Genomic DNA, 15,753 nt, shown 5'->3' with positions numbered 1-15,753 from the left:
AGGTCACTCCACGATGACAGCCGTCTCCACCACTGCATGGAACAAAACGTCGGCGCCGGCGCTGGCCCATTCCTTGGTGATCTCCTCGGCCTCATTGTGGCTGAGACCATCGACGCAGGGGCACATCACCATGGCGGTCGGCGCAACGCGGTTGATCCAGCAGGCGTCATGGCCGGCGCCGGAGACGATGTTGCGATGGGAATAGCCCAGGCGTTCGGCGGCATCGCGGATCGCCTTGACGCAACCGGCGTCAAAGGTGACCGGATCGAAAGCGCCGACCTGTTCGATCTCGTAGCGGATGTCGAGCGCCTCGCAGATCGTGTCGATGCCTTCGCGGATGCGGCCGTCCATGGCGTCCAGCACTTCCTTCTCGGGCGAGCGGATATCGATGGTGAAGACGGTGCGGCCGGCGATGATGTTGCGCGAGTTGGGATAGACCTCCATGTGGCCGACCGCGCCGACGGCATCGGGCTGGTAGTCCATGGCGATCTCGTGCACCAGCTCGATCACGCGTGCCATGCCGAGCCCGGCATTGCGGCGCTTGGGCATCGGCGTCGAACCGGTATGCGCCTCCTTGCCGGTCAGCGTTACCTGCAGCCACTTCAGGCCCTGGCCGTGGGTGACGACACCGATGTCGATGTCTTCGTCCTCGAGGATCGGTCCTTGCTCGATATGCAGTTCGAAGAAAGCGTGGATCTTGCGGTCACCGACCTTCTCGGTGCCCTTCCAGCCGATGCGTTCGAGCTCCTCGCCGAATTTTTTCCCCTGCTGGTCGGTGTGCCCGTAGACATCGGCCTGGTCGAGCACGCCGGCGAACACGCCGGACGCCATCATCGCCGGCGCGAAGCGCGCGCCCTCCTCGTTCGTCCAGTTGGTGACGACGATCGGATGTTTGGTCTTGATGCCGAGATCATTGAGCGAGCGCACCACTTCAAGTCCGCCCAGCACGCCGAGCACGCCGTCATATTTGCCGCCGGTCGGCTGCGTATCGAGATGGCTGCCGACATAGACTGGCGGCAGGCTGGGATCGGTGCCTTCTCGGCGGGCAAACATCGTGCCCATCTCGTCGACGCCCATTTCGAGCCCGGCCGCATCGCACCAGCGCTTGAACAGATGCCGGCCCTCGCCGTCCTCGTCGGTCACGGTCTGGCGATTGTTGCCGCCGGCAATGCCGGGGCCGATCTTCGCCATCTCCATGATGGAATCCCACAAACGGTCTGAATTGATTCGCAGATTCTCGCCGGGTGCGGCCATGCTTTAAAACCTCATCGATTGCAGGGCGCTGGCGTCCCCCTCCCCCTCGAGGGGAGGGTGGCCGCGAAGCGGTCGGGTGGGGTCGCCGAACATGCGCTCGACCTTCTCCTTGACCACCTGTGCGACATGCCAAGCGCTATTTATGACATCGGGCTCGTCAACGCGAAAGACGTCGAACCCGAGCGAGCGGAGATAGGCATCGCGGACGGCATCGTGCCGTTTACCCCTCTCGTGTTCGTGCAGATCACCATCGACCTCTACGACCAGCTTTACGGCGAGGCACGCGAAGTCGACGATATAAGGCCCGATCGGGCACTGGCGGCGGAACTTGATGCCCACCGACTTCAGCTCCCGCAGTTCATACCACAGCAGGGATTCGCCCTTGGTCGCGTGAACTCGAAGCGCGCGCGCCTTCTGGCGCATTTCGAAACTCACGCGGGTACGGGGCATCAGGAGCGACCTCGCAGCAAAAGATCAGGTCGGCGCACTGCCGCACCGACCCCACCCGACCGCTTCGCGGCCACCCTCCCCTCGAGGGGGAGGGATATCCGCGTCCAGTTCTTCAATCGATCGCCCTCAGCACTTCCCGGACATGGTCGATCAACTCGTTGATCTGGCCCTTGGTGATGATCAGCGGCGGCGAAAGCGCGATGATGTCGCCGGTGGTGCGGATCAATGCGCCGCGCTCGAACGCCTTGACGAAGGCGGAGAAGGCCCGTTTGGTCGGCTGGCCGGCGATCGGCGCCAGCTCGATCGCTCCGATCAGGCCGATGTTCCTGATGTCGATGACGTTCGGCTCGCCCTTCAGCGAATGCAGTGCGTCTTCCCAGTACGGCGCCAACTCCTCGCCGCGGGTGAGCAGGCCCTCTTCCTTGTAGGTGTCGAGCGTGCCCAGAGCGGCTGCGCAGGCGATCGGATTGCCCGAATAGGTGTAGCCGTGGAAGAACTCGATCATGTGCTCGGGACCGGTCATGAAGGCGTCGTGGATTTCCTTCTTCACGAACACCGCTCCCATCGGGATAACGCCGTTGGAGACGCCCTTGGCGGTGGTCATGATGTCGGGCGTGACGCCGAAGTAATCGGCGGCGAACGGTGTGCCGAGACGGCCGAAACCGGTGATGACCTCGTCGAAGATCAACAGGATGCCGTGCTTGGTGCAGATCTCGCGCAGCTTCTGCAGATAGCCCTTCGGCGGCAGGATGACGCCGGTGGAACCGGCGACCGGCTCGACGATGACGGCGGCGATGGTCGAGGCGTCATGCAGGGCGACGATGCGCTCCAGTTCGTTGGCGAGTTCCGCGCCATGCTCCGGCACGCCCTTGGTAAAGGCGTTCTTTTCCGGCAGATGCGTGTGCGGCATATGGTCGACGCCGCCGAGCAGCGTGCCGAACATCTTGCGGTTGGTGACGATGCCGCCGACCGAGATGCCGCCGAAATTGACGCCGTGATAGCCGCGCTCGCGGCCGATCAGGCGCGTGCGCGAGCCCTCGCCCCTGGCGCGGTGATAGGCGATCGCCATCTTGAGCGCGGTTTCGACCGATTCCGAACCGGAATTGGTGAAGAAGACATGATCCATGCCCTTGGGCGCGAGGTCGACCAAGCGGTTGGCCAGTTCGAAGACGATCGGGTGGCCCATCTGGAAGGCGGGCGCATAGTCGAGTTCGGCGGCCTGATGCTGGATCGCCTCGGTGATCTTCGGCCGGCAGTGGCCGGCGTTGACGCACCACAGGCCGGCGGTGCCGTCGAGCACCTTGCGGCCGTCGCTGGTCGTGTAATGCATGTCCTTGGCGGACACCATCATGCGCGGCGCCTGCTTGAACTGCCGGTTTGCCGTGAACGGCATCCAAAATGCGCTGAGATCGTTCGGCGTGACTTTCAGCCGGTTGGACATGACCAAGACTTCCCCTTGTAACCTGTTTCGGTGCGCCCAACGCTTGGTCTTTGCCGCGTTTTCATGCTACGCAAATTTTGACCGATTGGACAAACGTTAGCACCGCCCTGCCGGCGGTCAAGGGATTACTAGCGGAAATGCAGCACCTGAAGTGCGTTCCACAGGCTAGGGAAAAACTGGTCCAGAGAATTGGTCCAGATGACCCTCAACACGAGGGCTTGCAAGGGTGACCACCGGGACGGACGCCCCTCGCCGGACCCGCATCCAGCAGGAAAAGCGGGAACTCATCCTGGAGGCGGCGCTCGAGGTGTTCTCCACCAACGGTTTCCGTGGTTCGACCATCGACCAGATCGCCGAAGCCGCCGGCATGTCGAAGCCGAACCTGCTCTACTATTTTCGCCGCAAGGAAGACATCCACGAGACGCTGATGCAGCGCCTTCTCGACACATGGCTGGCGCCGCTGCGCGAGTTGGACGACATTGGCGATCCGCTGACCGAATTGCGCAGCTATATCAGGCGCAAGCTGGAGATGGCGCGCGATTTCCCGCGCGAGAGCCGGCTGTTCGCCAACGAGATCCTGCAAGGCGCGCCGCGCATCATGCCGCTGCTGGCCGGCGAGTTGAAAACGCTGGTCGACGAGAAGGCCGTCGTCATCAAGGGCTGGATGCGCGCCGGCAAGATCGCCCGCACCGACCCCTGGCACCTGATCTTTTCGATCTGGGCAACGACGCAGCACTATGCTGACTTCGACGTCCAGGTCCGCGCCGTGCTCGGGCCGAACCGCGGCGGCGACGGCCGCTTCGAGGACGCGGCGAGGTTCTTGGAGCAGCTGTTCCTCGACGGGCTCAAGCCAAAGGGCTGACACCTCAGGCGCTGCGACGTTCGGCCGGCAGCGCGTCCAGTAATGTCTGCAGCTTGGCGACGGAGTTTTGCTCGGCAAGCGGCGTGTAGACGATCAGCTTCATGTCGGAGCCGTCGCCGATCGACAAGCTCATATGCTCGAAGGTCATGGCGCCCGCGCTCGGGTGCCGGACGTGCTTCACTCCCGACAGTCGGTGCGCGACGTCGCGCTGCGGCCACCAGCTGCGAAACTCGGGGCTAGAGCGCGTCATCAACTCGATCAGCCGCTCGAAATCCGGGTCGCCGACATATCTGGCGCTTGCGGCCCGAAACGAGGCAAGCACGGTGCGCGCCAATTGCTCCCAGTCGACCAGCAGGCGCCGGTGGTGCGGGTTGGTGAACACCATGTGGACGATGTTGCGGGCGTCACCTTCCAGCAGGCCATAATCGCCGAACACCGCGACCGCCGCCGGGTTCCAGGCCAGCACGTCCCAGCGCCGCCCGACAACATAGGCCGGCTGCAGCACCAGGCTTTGCAGCATATGCAGCAACGGACCGTCGACCTTTTCCGGCGCTACGGCACGGCGCTCCGGCTGCTGGCGGTCGGCAAGGATGAACAAATGCTGTTTTTCGGCGGCGTCGAGGCGCAACGCTTCGGCGAGCGCGGTCAGCACCTCGACCGACGGCCTGACCTCACGCCCTTGCTCCAGCCATGTGTACCAGGTGGTGCCGACGCCGGCGATCATCGCCACTTCCTCTCGGCGCAAGCCCGGCGTGCGCCGCCTGAGACCGGCGGTAATGCCTGTGGCTGACGGGGTCAGCCTTTCGCGGCGCGAGCGCAGGAAGGCGCCAAGCTCGCGCCGGCGGCTGTCTTCAGCCGAGTGAGTAGGGGTCGGGCGGGGTTGGGATTCCATGCGCGTAATATAGCAGTATTGATACCAGGATAAAGTTTGAACTGTTTGGCTCGTGCCAACTGCCCCATCTTCCACTCAGAGCAACGGAACGGAGGCTCTGAACATGGACCTGAAAGACAAGACAATCCTCATCACCGGCTCAACCGACGGCGTCGGCCGCGTCGTCGCGCAACGGCTCGGCGCCGCGGGCGCCCGCGTGCTGGTACATGGCCGCGATGCAACGCGCGGCAAGGCTGTTATCACTGAAATTGAAGCCACCGGCGGCAAGGCCGAGCTTCTGGTCGCCGACCTGTCGTCATTGGCCGAGGTCCGCCGTCTCGCTGAGGCCGTGCGCGCCGGAACGGACCGGCTCGACATCCTCATCAACAATGCCGGTGTCGGCACCGCGGGGCAAGGCGCCAAGCGCCAGGTCAGCGCCGATGGCTACGAACTGCGCTTCGCCGTCAATTATCTCGCTGGTTTTCTGCTGACGTCGGAGCTTCTGCCGTTGCTGAAGGCCAGTGCTCCGGCGCGCATCGTCAATGTCGCCTCGGCGGGGCAGCAGGCGATCGACTTCGGCGATGTCATGCTGACCCGCAGCTACGACGGCGTGCGCGCCTATTGCCAGAGCAAGCTGGCGCAGATCCTGTTCACCATCGACCTATCGGAGCAGCTGAAGGGCACCGGCGTCATCGTCAACGCACTGCATCCGGCGAGTTACATGAACACCACAATGGTTCGGCAGGCGGGTATCACGCCTTGGAACTCGGTCGAGACCGGGGCTGACGCTATCCTCAATCTCGCCACGTCGCCAGCGCTCGACGGAAAAAGTGGCCTCTATTTCGACGGCCTGCGCGAATCCCGAGCCGATGCCCAAGCCTATGATGCCAAGGCAAGACAACAGTTGCGCGCCTTGAGCCTCGATCTTGTCGGCGTCGCCTCCCCCACATCGAAGGAACAGCATTCATGACCAAGGCAACCCAACATGCCGTCATCATCGGCGGCTCGTCCGGTATCGGCCTGGCGACGGCGCGCAAACTGCTTGGCCCTGGCATGAAGGTGACCATCACCGGTCGCAACGAGGAGAAGCTGAAGAGCGCGTGGAAAAGCCTTGGCGGCGCTGCCGACAAGGCTGCTTTCGATGCCGCGAAGCCGGACGAGATCAGCGGGTTCTTCGAGCGCCTTGGCCCTTTCGACCATCTGGTACTGGCCGCCAGCGGCGGCAAGGGCCTTGGCCCCTTCCCGACGCTCGACCTGACCGACATCGGCAGCGGCGTCGACGAGAAAGTCCGCCCGCAACTGTCCTGCCTGCAGGCGGCCTTGCCGACACTCAGCAAGAGCGGATCGGTCACCTTCATCTCGGCCGTCTCGGCTCAGCTCGCCATGCCGGGCGTCGCCGGCATCGCCGCCATCAACGGCATGCTGTTGACCGTGGTGCCGATCCTGGCGGTGGAGCTGAAGCCCTTGCGCGTCAATGTCGTTGCGCCCGGCGTCATCGACACGCCGTGGTGGGATTTTCTGCCCGAGGAGCAGAGGCAGGCGCTCTTTGCCGATTATGCCGGCAAGACCCCAGTCGGCCGCGTTGGCCGCGCCGAGGACGTCGCGGAGGCAATAGCCTTTCTCGTATCCAACGGCTTCATGACCGGCCAGGTGCTGACGTGCGATGGCGGCCTGCGGTATGCGGCTTAACGGGGTGCTCCGGAATGTGGGAATAATCAGGCGTGTCGGCCCCATACATCTTGTTGTCGATCGCTTCTTGCCATCTGGAGTCGGCATCGGACGGTGAGACGCCGGCGGTCCCATGGGAGCGGGAATGAAGCCAATTCGGCGTGATTTCTCGAATCAATTGTGCAAGGCGTCCCATCGAAACCGTTCCTTCCTTTTCCGCACGCGCGATCGCGGTTGCGCCGCTAGACCTAAAGTTGACCTCTCAGCCAGGCGAGCGTCTCGGCAACGCCGGCAAGGCCGTACTGCGCGGTGGTATATTCTGGTGGTTTGACCCTTATCGATATGCCGCCGGCATCGTTGACGGTTTCGAAGCCGTTTTCGTCCGACGTGTCGTCGCCCAGGAAGACCGGGCGCCGGCCGGTGAATGGCGCGATGTCCATGAAACGCCGGATCGCGGCGCCCTTGGCCGCCTCGAGCGGCAGCAACTCCACGCCGGCATTGCCGGCAACCACCCGGTAGCCCTTGGGCAGCACGGCCAAGGCTTGCTCGACAAGCTGCGTCGCGCGAGGGAGCAGGTGCGGGGCGGCGCGCGTGTGGATGGCCAGCACCCGGCCTTTGCGCTCGATATACGCCCCACGACCGAGTTCGGCCTCGATCTCGTCGGCAAGGGCCGCAATATCCGCCGGCTCATCCGCGATTTCGACGTCGTCGCCCGGCAGGAGCCTGTGTTCCAGGCCATAAAGACCGGCTGCGCGCAGCTTCAAAGGCTGGAACAACTGGTCCACGGCCGCAACGGAGCGGCCCGTGATGAAGGCCAATGCCCCGTTCAACTTGTGATCCAGGCCTTGCAGCAAAGCGCGAAGCTCGGCGCTGACCGAGACGGCGTCCGGATGTTCGGCATGCTCCAGCAGGGTGCCGTCGATGTCGAGGAACAACGCCCAATCGCCGGTCAGCAAGGCCTGCGGCCTTTGCAGGGTTTTGCTTGCAACCTTTTGCAGGATTTCGCTCATGACAATGCCACCCGTTTCCGCTCGAACATGGACACGACATTGTCGATGCCCGGCGGCCGGTCGCCAGCACCGGTTACCCGATCGAGGTCACCGCGCTTGCGCAAGCGTGCCGCGTCCAGGAGCATGCTGCCGGCCCAGCGATAGACATTGTTGTCGCGAACCATCTGCCGCATGGGCCGCATGCGCTCGCGCTGTTCGTCTGGCGTCATGTTCAGCGCCTGCAGCAGCGCTTCGCTCATCATGGCCGCGTCGTAAGGGTTGACGATCAGCGCCTCCAGCAATTCGCGCGACGCACCGGCGAATGTGCTGAGCATCAAGACGCCCTGTTCGTCGTCGCGCGCCGTGACGAATTCCTTTGCGACCAGGTTCATGCCGTCATGCAGGCTGGTGACCATGCATATGTCGGCGGCCCGATAGATCTCATAGACCTGTTCCTGCGAATGATGTTCGGCTACCATGATCACCGGCCTGTAGCCCTCGCTGCCGTAACGCTGGTTGAGCTCTTCGGCATAGCGATGGCATTCGTCGTGGAGCAGCTTGTAAGCCGGGAGCGTGCCACGGCTGGGGGCCGCGATCTGCAGGAAGACCAGTTTTCCGATCCACTCAGGGTATCGCTTGAACAATTCGTCCAGCGCATGAAACCGATCCAGAATGCCCTTGGTGTAGTCGAGACGTTCGACCCCGACGGCCAGCTTCACATCCGCCGTAAGTCCGAACCTATTCCGCAGGCGGGCGCGGCAGTCATCGGTATCAGGCAGTTTTGCCAGCAGGTCCGCCGGCCATTCTATCGAGATCGGATAGGCGTGCACCAGCGTCGTCTGCCCACCATAGGAGATGGCCGCATCCGCCCGCTCGATACGGCTTTCCAGGAAGCGATCGACGCTTTCGGTGAAGTTGTTGGCATGGAACTGGGTATGGAAGCCGATGATCGAACTGCCGAGCAGCCCTTCGAGGATGCGTTCGCGCCATGGGCAAATGCTGTAAACCTCCGAATTCGGCCATGGGATGTGCCAGAATGTGATGACGATCGCCTCGGGCAGGCGCTCGCGGATCATGCGCGGCAGCAGCGCGAAATGGTAGTCCTGAACCAGCACGATCGGCCGCTCGTTACGCGCCTCGGCCACCACCGTGTCGGCGAACTTCCGGTTGACGGCTTGATAGGCTTCCCAATCCGAGGCGCGAAAGATCGGCCGGGTGAAGGCGATGTGGCAAAGCGGCCAGAGGCCCTCATTGGCGAAGCCGAGATAATAGCTCTGATATTCTTCCTCCGTCAGCCAGACCCGGCGCAGCGTATAGGACGGATTGCCGGGCGGCACCTGCACGCGGTCGTTGTCGTCGACCATGAGACGGTCCGCCGTTCCGCCACCATAGGCGATCCAGGTGCCGCCACAGGCGCGGGTAATCGGCTCGAGCGCAGACACCAGTCCGCTGGCCGGCACCAGCAATTCGACGTCATCGTTCTTGCTGTTGTGGATATACGGTTCGCGGTTGGACACCACGATAACCTGCGCGCCCGGCAGGTCGTCGGCCAGAATCTTGCGCAATGTTTCAGGCGACCATGTCACCAGCGCCGCATCGGCCGATTGGCCATTCTTTTCGAACTCGCGTATCACCTTGCGCGCCGCTTCCGCGGCTACGTCTTCGCCGGCGATATGTGCAACCGTCGGAGGGCGACTGCGGCGCTGACGCGATATGGAGACGAACACGGCGAAAGCGGAAAAACCGAGGCTCGCGAAGATCAGAACCCAGAGCAGGTCCGCACCGTAATTTGTCATTGGAATATCAACTCACCTCCGGCCGTTCGGCCGCCGTTTTGTTCGTGTTCCCGATTTAAGACTATCCGTAGGGATAGGGCCGCCGTTCGGGCCTGTGTTTTTTGCAACGCAGAAAGCCGGGATCGGTTCCGCCCAATTTGGTTCATGTTCTGACGACGAGCGGCACCAGCCCTTCATGGCGGTCCGCGAGGAAAGCGACTACCCGATCGCCGACGCGCTGGAAGGTAAGATCGACCACCCTTTCTCCGACGCCCAGGTGGCGAAGCGTCAGCGTGTCTATGCCTATCGGCAGCCTGGGACGGGTAACGCGGATTTCACCATCCCAGCCGTCGATTTCCAGGCCAAGGCAGGCCTGCATCAGCATGAAGGCGGAACCCGCCGACCACGCTTGCGGCAGGCAGGCTACGGGATAGGCGATCGGTGCTTCGCCCGGCGCTCGGGTAAAACCGCAGAACAGTTCCGGCAACCGCATGTTGAAATGGACCGCGGATTCGAACGTGCCGCTCAACAGGCGAACCACGCTTTCACGCTCGCCGTAGCGCGCCAGGCCGGTACCGCACATAGCGGTGTCATGCGGCCAGATCGAGCCATTGTGATACGACATCGGGTTGAAGAACACCGCATCGTCGGCAAGCGTCCTCAGGCCCCAGCCCGAATGGAAGGAGGCGGAAAGAAGCTGATCGGCGACCATCCGCGCCCGCTCCGGCTCAGGCAGTCCGACAAAGAGGAGGTGGCCCGCATTCGAGGTCCGCACCTTGCAGGGCTCCCCTGCTCCATCGATCGCCAACGCATAAAAGCCTAGATCGTCGACCCAGAAATCGCGTTCCACTGCTGCCCGCATGGCCTCCGCGCGGTCATCCCAGTGATCGGCCCTCTCGTCCTCGCCGCGGCGACGGGCAAGTGCGGCCAGCCCCCGGAAGGCGGCAAAGACATAGCCTTGAACCTCGACCAGCGCGATCGGACCCTTGGGGATGCGGCCATCGGCGTGAAAGATGGAATCGAAGCTGTCCTTCCATCCCTGGTTGGCGAGGCCGGACTCGGCGGCCCGCTGGTAGGTGACGAATCCGGTCTCGCGGCCCGCCTCCTCCGTCCATTCGGCCGCGGCGCACAGCGACGGCCACAGGATGTCGATGAACGCCATGTCGCCGGTACGATCGGCATAGGCACAGGCGAGGTGGATGTAGAGCGGCGTCGTATCGACGCCGCCATAGTAGCGGCCGAACGGAAGCTCCCGCAGCGCCGCCATCTCGCCCTTGCGCGTCTCGTGCATGATCTTGCCGGGCTGCGAATCGCTGAATGGCAACGTCTCCGTCGCCTGGTGCTGGGCAAGGAAGGCCAGCACCCCCCGCGCCAGGCCTGGATTGAGCCACAGCATCTGCAGCGCCGAGATGACGCCGTCACGGCCGAACGCCGTCGAGAACCAGGGGATGCCGGCATAGGGATAGGGTCCCGTCGCCAGTTCGGTGGTGAGCAGCGCGACATCGGCGCGGGCGCGCTCCACCCAGTCGTTGAAGACGCGGCCCGAACTGTGCACCGTCGCGCCGTGGCGGCGCTTGGCCCGCATGCCAAAGCGGGCCCGGGCGGCGGCCGCCCGGAAACGGTCGCGGTCGGGCGCATCCGCCATCTCGGGACCGACCTCGACATAGAACACCTTGCTGCTGCGCTTGGTGACGGCAACCAGGAAATCGGCGCGTTCGGAGGTCAATTTGTCCGGCGCCTGCGAGAACGATATCGTCGATACGCGCACCAGTTCATCCAACCCCTCGTAGCGCAGCAGGACGGATGTCGCATTCATCTCGGCCACATGGGCCATTCCGCGCCTCGGCCGTGTCGAGCCGCGCACTTCGAACATGTCACGGAAATCGGCGGCAAAGTGCAGGGAAACGCCGATTGTCGAGGTCTCCCGGCTGTAGTTGGAAAGGGTGATGCGCTCGAACAGCCTGTCCTGCCATAGCAGCCTGACGCGTTCGATATGAATCGCGCCCTGCGGAATGTCGCGGCCGCTGACGCTCTGGATCGGCAGATTGGTCAGGTTGGCGGTGAACAGGACATTGTCCTGGCTGAGGGAGGCGCCAAGCAGCGACGTCTGCCTGCCGCCGATGGTCAGCCGGAATTCGGAGAGCACCCGTGTATCGTCGCGGAAGAAACCGTCGCCGGCGCCGCGTATGTCGCCATAGGCATCGGCAACCGCAAAGCAGTCGGCCTGCTTGAGCGCAAACAGCCGGTGCGGCTCACGAGGAGCGGTCGCGTCGAGCGATGCAAGCGCTACGGCAGGATCGAGCTGGCGCTCATCGAGTTGGGCCATTCGTCACAAATCCTATTGTTTCGTTGCCATCGCTCGAACGTTGCTCACGATGCCTTCGCCTCGACCGGGACGCCGATCAGGCGCGCATATGCGGCGAGGTAGTCCCCAGCCATTCTTCTGGCGGAAAACCGCTTTTCGAAAACAGCCCTCACCTTTCGCCTGTCAAGCCGCAGCAAATCCGGCACCGCGGCGACGGCGTCGTCCATCGACCCGGCAATAAAACCGGTTACGCCCTGATCGATGATCTCTGGCAGCGCACCACAATTCCAGGCGATCACCGGCGTGCCACAGGCCATGGCCTCGATGGCGGCAAGACCGAACGGCTCCGGCCAGTCGATCGGAAACAGCAGGCCAGCCGCCTTGCCGAGGAATTCCACTTTCTGGTCCTCTTCGATCTCGCCGACATAGACGACACGATCGCCGTCGATCAAAGGCTCGACCGTCTCGTGGAAATAAGAGCGATCGTCGTTGCCGATCTTTGCCGCAAGCTTCAGTTTCAATCCCGAGCGCAAGGCGATCTCGATGGCGCGGTCCGGGCGCTTGTCGCGTGAAAACCGGCCGAGGAAGCAAAGATAGGGTTCCTCCGCCGTCGTCTCGAAACTCGGCTCGTAGATATCGGTCGGCAGTCCGTGGTGAATCGTCGCCAACCAGTTGGCCTTGGCGAGACCCGCCTTCTGGCTGTGCGAAATGGAAATCATCGGAAAGCGCGGGAAACGCTCATAGGCCGGCGCCAGATCGACATAATCTAGCCTGCCATGCGGCGTCGTCACCGTCCGCTCCGCCATGTCCTCGAAGAAGGAAAAGTGCAGGAAGTGGCTGAGATGGAAGTGGATGACGTCGAACTCCCGCGCCCGTTTCCGCACCTCGGCAAGCATCGAAAGATGCGCCGCGATCTCGGATTTGAAGGGACGCGGATCGAGGCGAAGCGCGCATTCCCGGCCGGCCACCAGCTTTGCGGAAGTCCGGCTGTCGCCACTGGCAAACAGCGTCACCTCATGCCCCAACTCGACGAGCGCTTCGGTGAGATACGACACGATGCGTTCGGTGCCACCATAGAGCCTTGGCGGCACCGACTCATAAAGCGGCGCGACATGGGCAATTTTCATATTGAGTCCTGGATGCTCGGCATACAGGTGCCAAATGCGTCAACGGCTCGATTGGTTCCGATTTAATGATCGATGCCGTCTGCGCCTTGCGTCCGCCCTTGTCCTGAAAACGCGCATCGAGGGAATGAAAATGACCTTAGGGCCGCGGCCGGACTGTCAAACAGACTGCGCGATCAGCGTCAGGAAACCGCCGCCTAATGCGACATTGCCGACGAAGCCATTGATGCGCGAAGCCCGATCCGGGCCCTGATGGTCCCAGAAATTGTGGAACATCGGCGTGGCGACGATGAGGAATAGCAGCAGTACCGCTGCAGCGATTGCCGTGCATAGCCCGGCGATCACCAGCACGCCGGCAGCGACCTGAAGCACGATGCCAAGCCACAGCGCCAACCGCGCCTGCGGAACGCCGCGCGCGGCCATCAGCTGGGTCAGGAGAGCCGCGTTCTGAATGTTGCGCAGGCCGGCGAAAACGAAGGCGCCGCCGAGCAGCAGGCGGCCAAGAAACAGCAAGCCCGAAGGCAAATCGGCAGGCATCGAACTCTCCCTTTGAAAAACAATTGGAGCGCCGCCTCTCGACGGCGCTCCAAAACTGACCGGACAATCAGGCGGCCTTGGCCGACGGCATCGGATGAAGTGCCTGAAACGGGACGCAGAGCCGGTTCCAGGTATTGATCATGCCGAGTGCGACGGACAGCTTGACCAATTCTTCCTCCGAGAAATGCTCAAGTGTCCTGGCATAGAGTTCGTCCGGCACGCCGTTGTTGGCGATCAGGGTCACCGCCTCGGTCCAGGCCAAGGCGGCGCGTTCACGCTCCGAAAACAGCGGCGATTCCTTCCACGCCGAGACGAGGTAGAGCCGCTGCTCGGTCTCACCGTCGCGCCTCGCCTCGCGGCTGTGCATCTCGACGCAGAACGAGCAGCCATTGATCTGCGAGGCCCGCAATTTGATCAGGTGCAGCAGGCTTTCCTCGATCCCGCATTCGTCCACCGCCTTATTGAGCGCCGACACCGCCTTCATGATGTCCGGCGCCTTGGCGAAAAATTGCAGCCTCTGCTTCATCTGATGTCCTTTACGCTTGCTTGGTTGAACTGGATTTCTGCGGTCGCTGATGGCGCGCGACAAAGGCGCAGCCGGCGGCGACCGAACGCGGATCGGCATCGGTCACGTATTCCGAAACGATGTCGGACAGCTTTGCTTCGGCGAGTGCAACGCGATAGGCCTTCTCGGCCTTCAGCATCGCGGCGTTGATGCCGCAGGGTTTCACATAGGCAGATGCGTCGAGCCTGACCGGACCGTTGCGGCGGATCTCGCCGCAGCGAAAGGCCGGCTCACGCCCTTCGACGGCCAGCACGATATCGAGCAGCGAAATCCGTTCGGCCGACCGCGCCAGCCGATAGCCGCCGGCCGGTCCCGAGACCGATTCCAGGATGCGCGCGGCGGTAAGCATGTTGAGATGTTTCAGGAGATAGCTCGGCGACAGGCCGAAAGCCTCCGCCATGGCGGAGGCCGCCATGGTGCTGTTGCCTTCGACACCGGCCAGCATGGCGGCGCAGTGGATGGCTGCCTCAACGCCCTCGCCCAACTTCATCAGATGGATCTCCTAATCATGGATATTTTTTATCATGGATACTTTTTATCTGCAATAGGGAAATGAAAAAACGGCGTCCGAAGGCGTCGTTTTTGTCGAACGGCTCGCTACTCCGCCGCCACCTTGGCCATCGGGTTGTTGGGGTGCGTCGTCCAGTTGGCGTAAATCGGCGACACCGGCTTGCCGGTGCGCTGGTCCATCACGCCGACGGCCAATGGCTCCATGGTGATGCAGTTCTCGACCGGGCAGACATTGACGCAGAGGTTGCAGCCGACGCATTCGGCCTCGATCACCTCGAAGTGCCTGACGCCGTCGACCATGCTGGTGATCGCCTGATGCGAGGTGTCCTCGCAGGCGATGTGGCAGCGGCCGCATTTGATGCAGGCGTCCTGGTCGATACGCGCCTTGGCGACGTAGTTGAGGTTGAGATACTGCCAGTCGGTGACATTGGGCGTGGCGCGGCCGACGATGTCGTCGAGCGAGGCATGGCCCTTCTCGTCCATCCAGTTTTCCAGGCCGGCGATCATCTCCTGCACGATCTTGAAGCCGTAGGTCATCGCCGCCGTGCACACCTGCACATTGCCGGCCCCGAGCGCCATGAATTCGGCCGCGTCGCGCCAGGTGGTGATGCCGCCGATGCCGGAGATCGGCAGGCCGTGGGTTTCGGGATCGCGCGCGATCTCGGCCACCATGTTCATGGCGATCGGCTTCACCGCCGGGCCGCAATAGCCGCCATGCGAGCCCTTGCCGTCGATGGTCGGCTGCGGCGCAAAGCTGTCGAGATCGACGCCGGTGATCGAGTTGATGGTGTTGATCAGCGACACTGCGTCGGTGCCGCCCGCGTGTGCCGCGCGCGCTGGCTTGCGCACATCGGTGATGTTGGGGGTCAGCTTGGTGATGACGGGCATGCGGGTGTTCTGCTTGCACCAGCGCACCACCATTTCGATATATTCCGGCACCTGGCCGACGGCGGCACCCATGCCGCGCTCCGACATGCCGTGCGGGCAGCCGAAATTGAGCTCGATGCCGTCGGCTTCGGTCTCCTCGACCACCGGCAGGATCGCCTTCCAGGCCTCCTCGACGCAAGGCACCATCAGCGAGACGACGATGGCGCGATCGGGCCAGTCCTTCTTGACCTGCTTGATCTCGCGCAGGTTGACCTGCAGGTCGCGATCGGTGATCAGCTCGATATTGTTGAGGCCAAGCAGTCGGCGGTCGGCGCCCCAGATCGCGCCATAGCGCGGGCCGTTGACGTTGACCACCGGCGGGCCTTCTTCGCCCAGTGTCTTCCACACCACACCGCCCCACCCGGCCTTGAAGGCGCGGATGACGTTGTAGGCCTTGTCGGTCGGCGGCGCCGAAGCGAGCCAGAACGGATTGGGCGATTTGATGCCGACGAAATTGTTTCTGATATCTGCCATG

At 63.1% G+C, this 15,753-nt stretch carries 15 protein-coding genes; 3 read left to right on the top strand and 12 right to left on the bottom strand.

Annotation, left to right across the window (positions count from 1 at the left end):
- Positions 1-3: 3 nt before the first annotated feature.
- The 3 genes from NKH57_RS04575 to aptA form a co-directional block, all read right to left on the bottom strand.
- Positions 4-1,254, bottom strand: a complete 1,251-nt coding sequence (locus NKH57_RS04575; protein WP_023756953.1) for a Zn-dependent hydrolase — start codon at positions 1,252-1,254, stop codon at positions 4-6.
- Positions 1,255-1,257: 3 nt separating this feature from the next.
- Positions 1,258-1,677, bottom strand: a complete 420-nt coding sequence (locus NKH57_RS04570) for an endonuclease domain-containing protein (protein ID WP_352942110.1) — start codon at positions 1,675-1,677, stop codon at positions 1,258-1,260.
- Between the two features lie 139 nt (positions 1,678-1,816).
- Positions 1,817-3,145: an omega-aminotransferase AptA gene (aptA, locus tag NKH57_RS04565; protein WP_023756951.1), complete on the bottom strand. Its 1,329-nt coding sequence runs from the start codon at positions 3,143-3,145 to the stop codon at positions 1,817-1,819.
- Positions 3,146-3,371: 226 nt separating this feature from the next.
- On the opposite strand from aptA, the gene NKH57_RS04560 reads away from it, so the two are divergent.
- The gene (locus tag NKH57_RS04560; protein ID WP_023756950.1) at positions 3,372-4,007 is read left to right on the top strand and encodes a TetR family transcriptional regulator C-terminal domain-containing protein; all 636 of its coding nucleotides are present in this window, start codon (positions 3,372-3,374) and stop codon (positions 4,005-4,007) included.
- A 4-nt stretch (positions 4,008-4,011) separates the two neighbouring features.
- On the opposite strand, the gene NKH57_RS04555 is transcribed toward NKH57_RS04560, so the two are convergent.
- Positions 4,012-4,899, bottom strand: a complete 888-nt coding sequence (locus tag NKH57_RS04555; RefSeq protein WP_352829730.1) for a helix-turn-helix transcriptional regulator — start codon at positions 4,897-4,899, stop codon at positions 4,012-4,014.
- Positions 4,900-5,002: 103 nt separating this feature from the next.
- Here NKH57_RS04555 and NKH57_RS04550 point away from each other — a divergent pair, with 103 nt between their 5' ends.
- On the top strand, positions 5,003-5,848 hold the full coding sequence (locus tag NKH57_RS04550) for an SDR family NAD(P)-dependent oxidoreductase (RefSeq protein WP_352942107.1): 846 nt from the start codon (positions 5,003-5,005) through the stop codon (positions 5,846-5,848).
- Entirely contained in the window at positions 5,845-6,567 is a 723-nt protein-coding gene (locus tag NKH57_RS04545) for an SDR family oxidoreductase (RefSeq protein WP_352942104.1), read from the top strand. The genes NKH57_RS04550 and NKH57_RS04545 overlap by 4 nt, the downstream gene beginning before the upstream one ends.
- Positions 6,568-6,794: 227 nt before the next feature.
- Here NKH57_RS04545 and otsB read toward each other — a convergent pair whose 3' ends face one another.
- The 8 genes from otsB to preA all read right to left on the bottom strand — a co-directional run bounded on the left by otsB (position 6,795) and on the right by preA (position 15,752).
- Complete coding sequence (gene otsB, locus NKH57_RS04540; protein WP_352942102.1) at positions 6,795-7,556, bottom strand: trehalose-phosphatase; 762 nt, start codon at positions 7,554-7,556, stop codon at positions 6,795-6,797.
- Positions 7,553-9,331, bottom strand: a complete 1,779-nt coding sequence (locus NKH57_RS04535) for an alpha,alpha-trehalose-phosphate synthase (UDP-forming) (protein ID WP_352829738.1) — start codon at positions 9,329-9,331, stop codon at positions 7,553-7,555. Before NKH57_RS04535 ends, otsB begins: the two co-directional genes overlap by 4 nt.
- 142 nt (positions 9,332-9,473) lie before the next feature.
- A complete protein-coding gene (locus NKH57_RS04530; RefSeq protein ID WP_352729480.1) occupies positions 9,474-11,636 on the bottom strand; it encodes an amylo-alpha-1,6-glucosidase in 2,163 nt (720 codons plus the stop codon).
- Positions 11,637-11,680: 44 nt separating this feature from the next.
- A complete protein-coding gene (locus NKH57_RS04525; protein WP_352942099.1) occupies positions 11,681-12,742 on the bottom strand; it encodes a glycosyltransferase family 4 protein in 1,062 nt (353 codons plus the stop codon).
- 156 nt (positions 12,743-12,898) lie between these two features.
- Positions 12,899-13,276 carry a DoxX family protein gene (locus NKH57_RS04520; protein WP_352942096.1) on the bottom strand — a complete coding sequence of 126 codons (378 nt, stop codon included), beginning with the start codon at positions 13,274-13,276 and terminating at the stop codon, positions 12,899-12,901.
- Positions 13,277-13,343: 67 nt separating this feature from the next.
- On the bottom strand, positions 13,344-13,802 hold the full coding sequence (locus NKH57_RS04515) for a carboxymuconolactone decarboxylase family protein (protein WP_352942094.1): 459 nt from the start codon (positions 13,800-13,802) through the stop codon (positions 13,344-13,346).
- A gap of 10 nt (positions 13,803-13,812) precedes the next feature.
- Positions 13,813-14,331, bottom strand: a complete 519-nt coding sequence (locus NKH57_RS04510) for an RrF2 family transcriptional regulator (protein ID WP_352942091.1) — start codon at positions 14,329-14,331, stop codon at positions 13,813-13,815.
- A gap of 107 nt (positions 14,332-14,438) precedes the next feature.
- The gene (gene preA, locus NKH57_RS04505; RefSeq protein WP_292189826.1) at positions 14,439-15,752 is read right to left on the bottom strand and encodes an NAD-dependent dihydropyrimidine dehydrogenase subunit PreA; all 1,314 of its coding nucleotides are present in this window, start codon (positions 15,750-15,752) and stop codon (positions 14,439-14,441) included.
- Position 15,753: the final 1 nt, after the last annotated feature.

It is taken from the genome of Mesorhizobium sp. M1050, from assembly GCF_040318715.1.
Taxonomy (GTDB): Bacteria; Pseudomonadota; Alphaproteobacteria; order Rhizobiales; family Rhizobiaceae; genus Mesorhizobium.
Note: the sequence above shows the minus strand (reverse complement) of the source record. Positions and strands in the feature narration are given on the sequence as shown.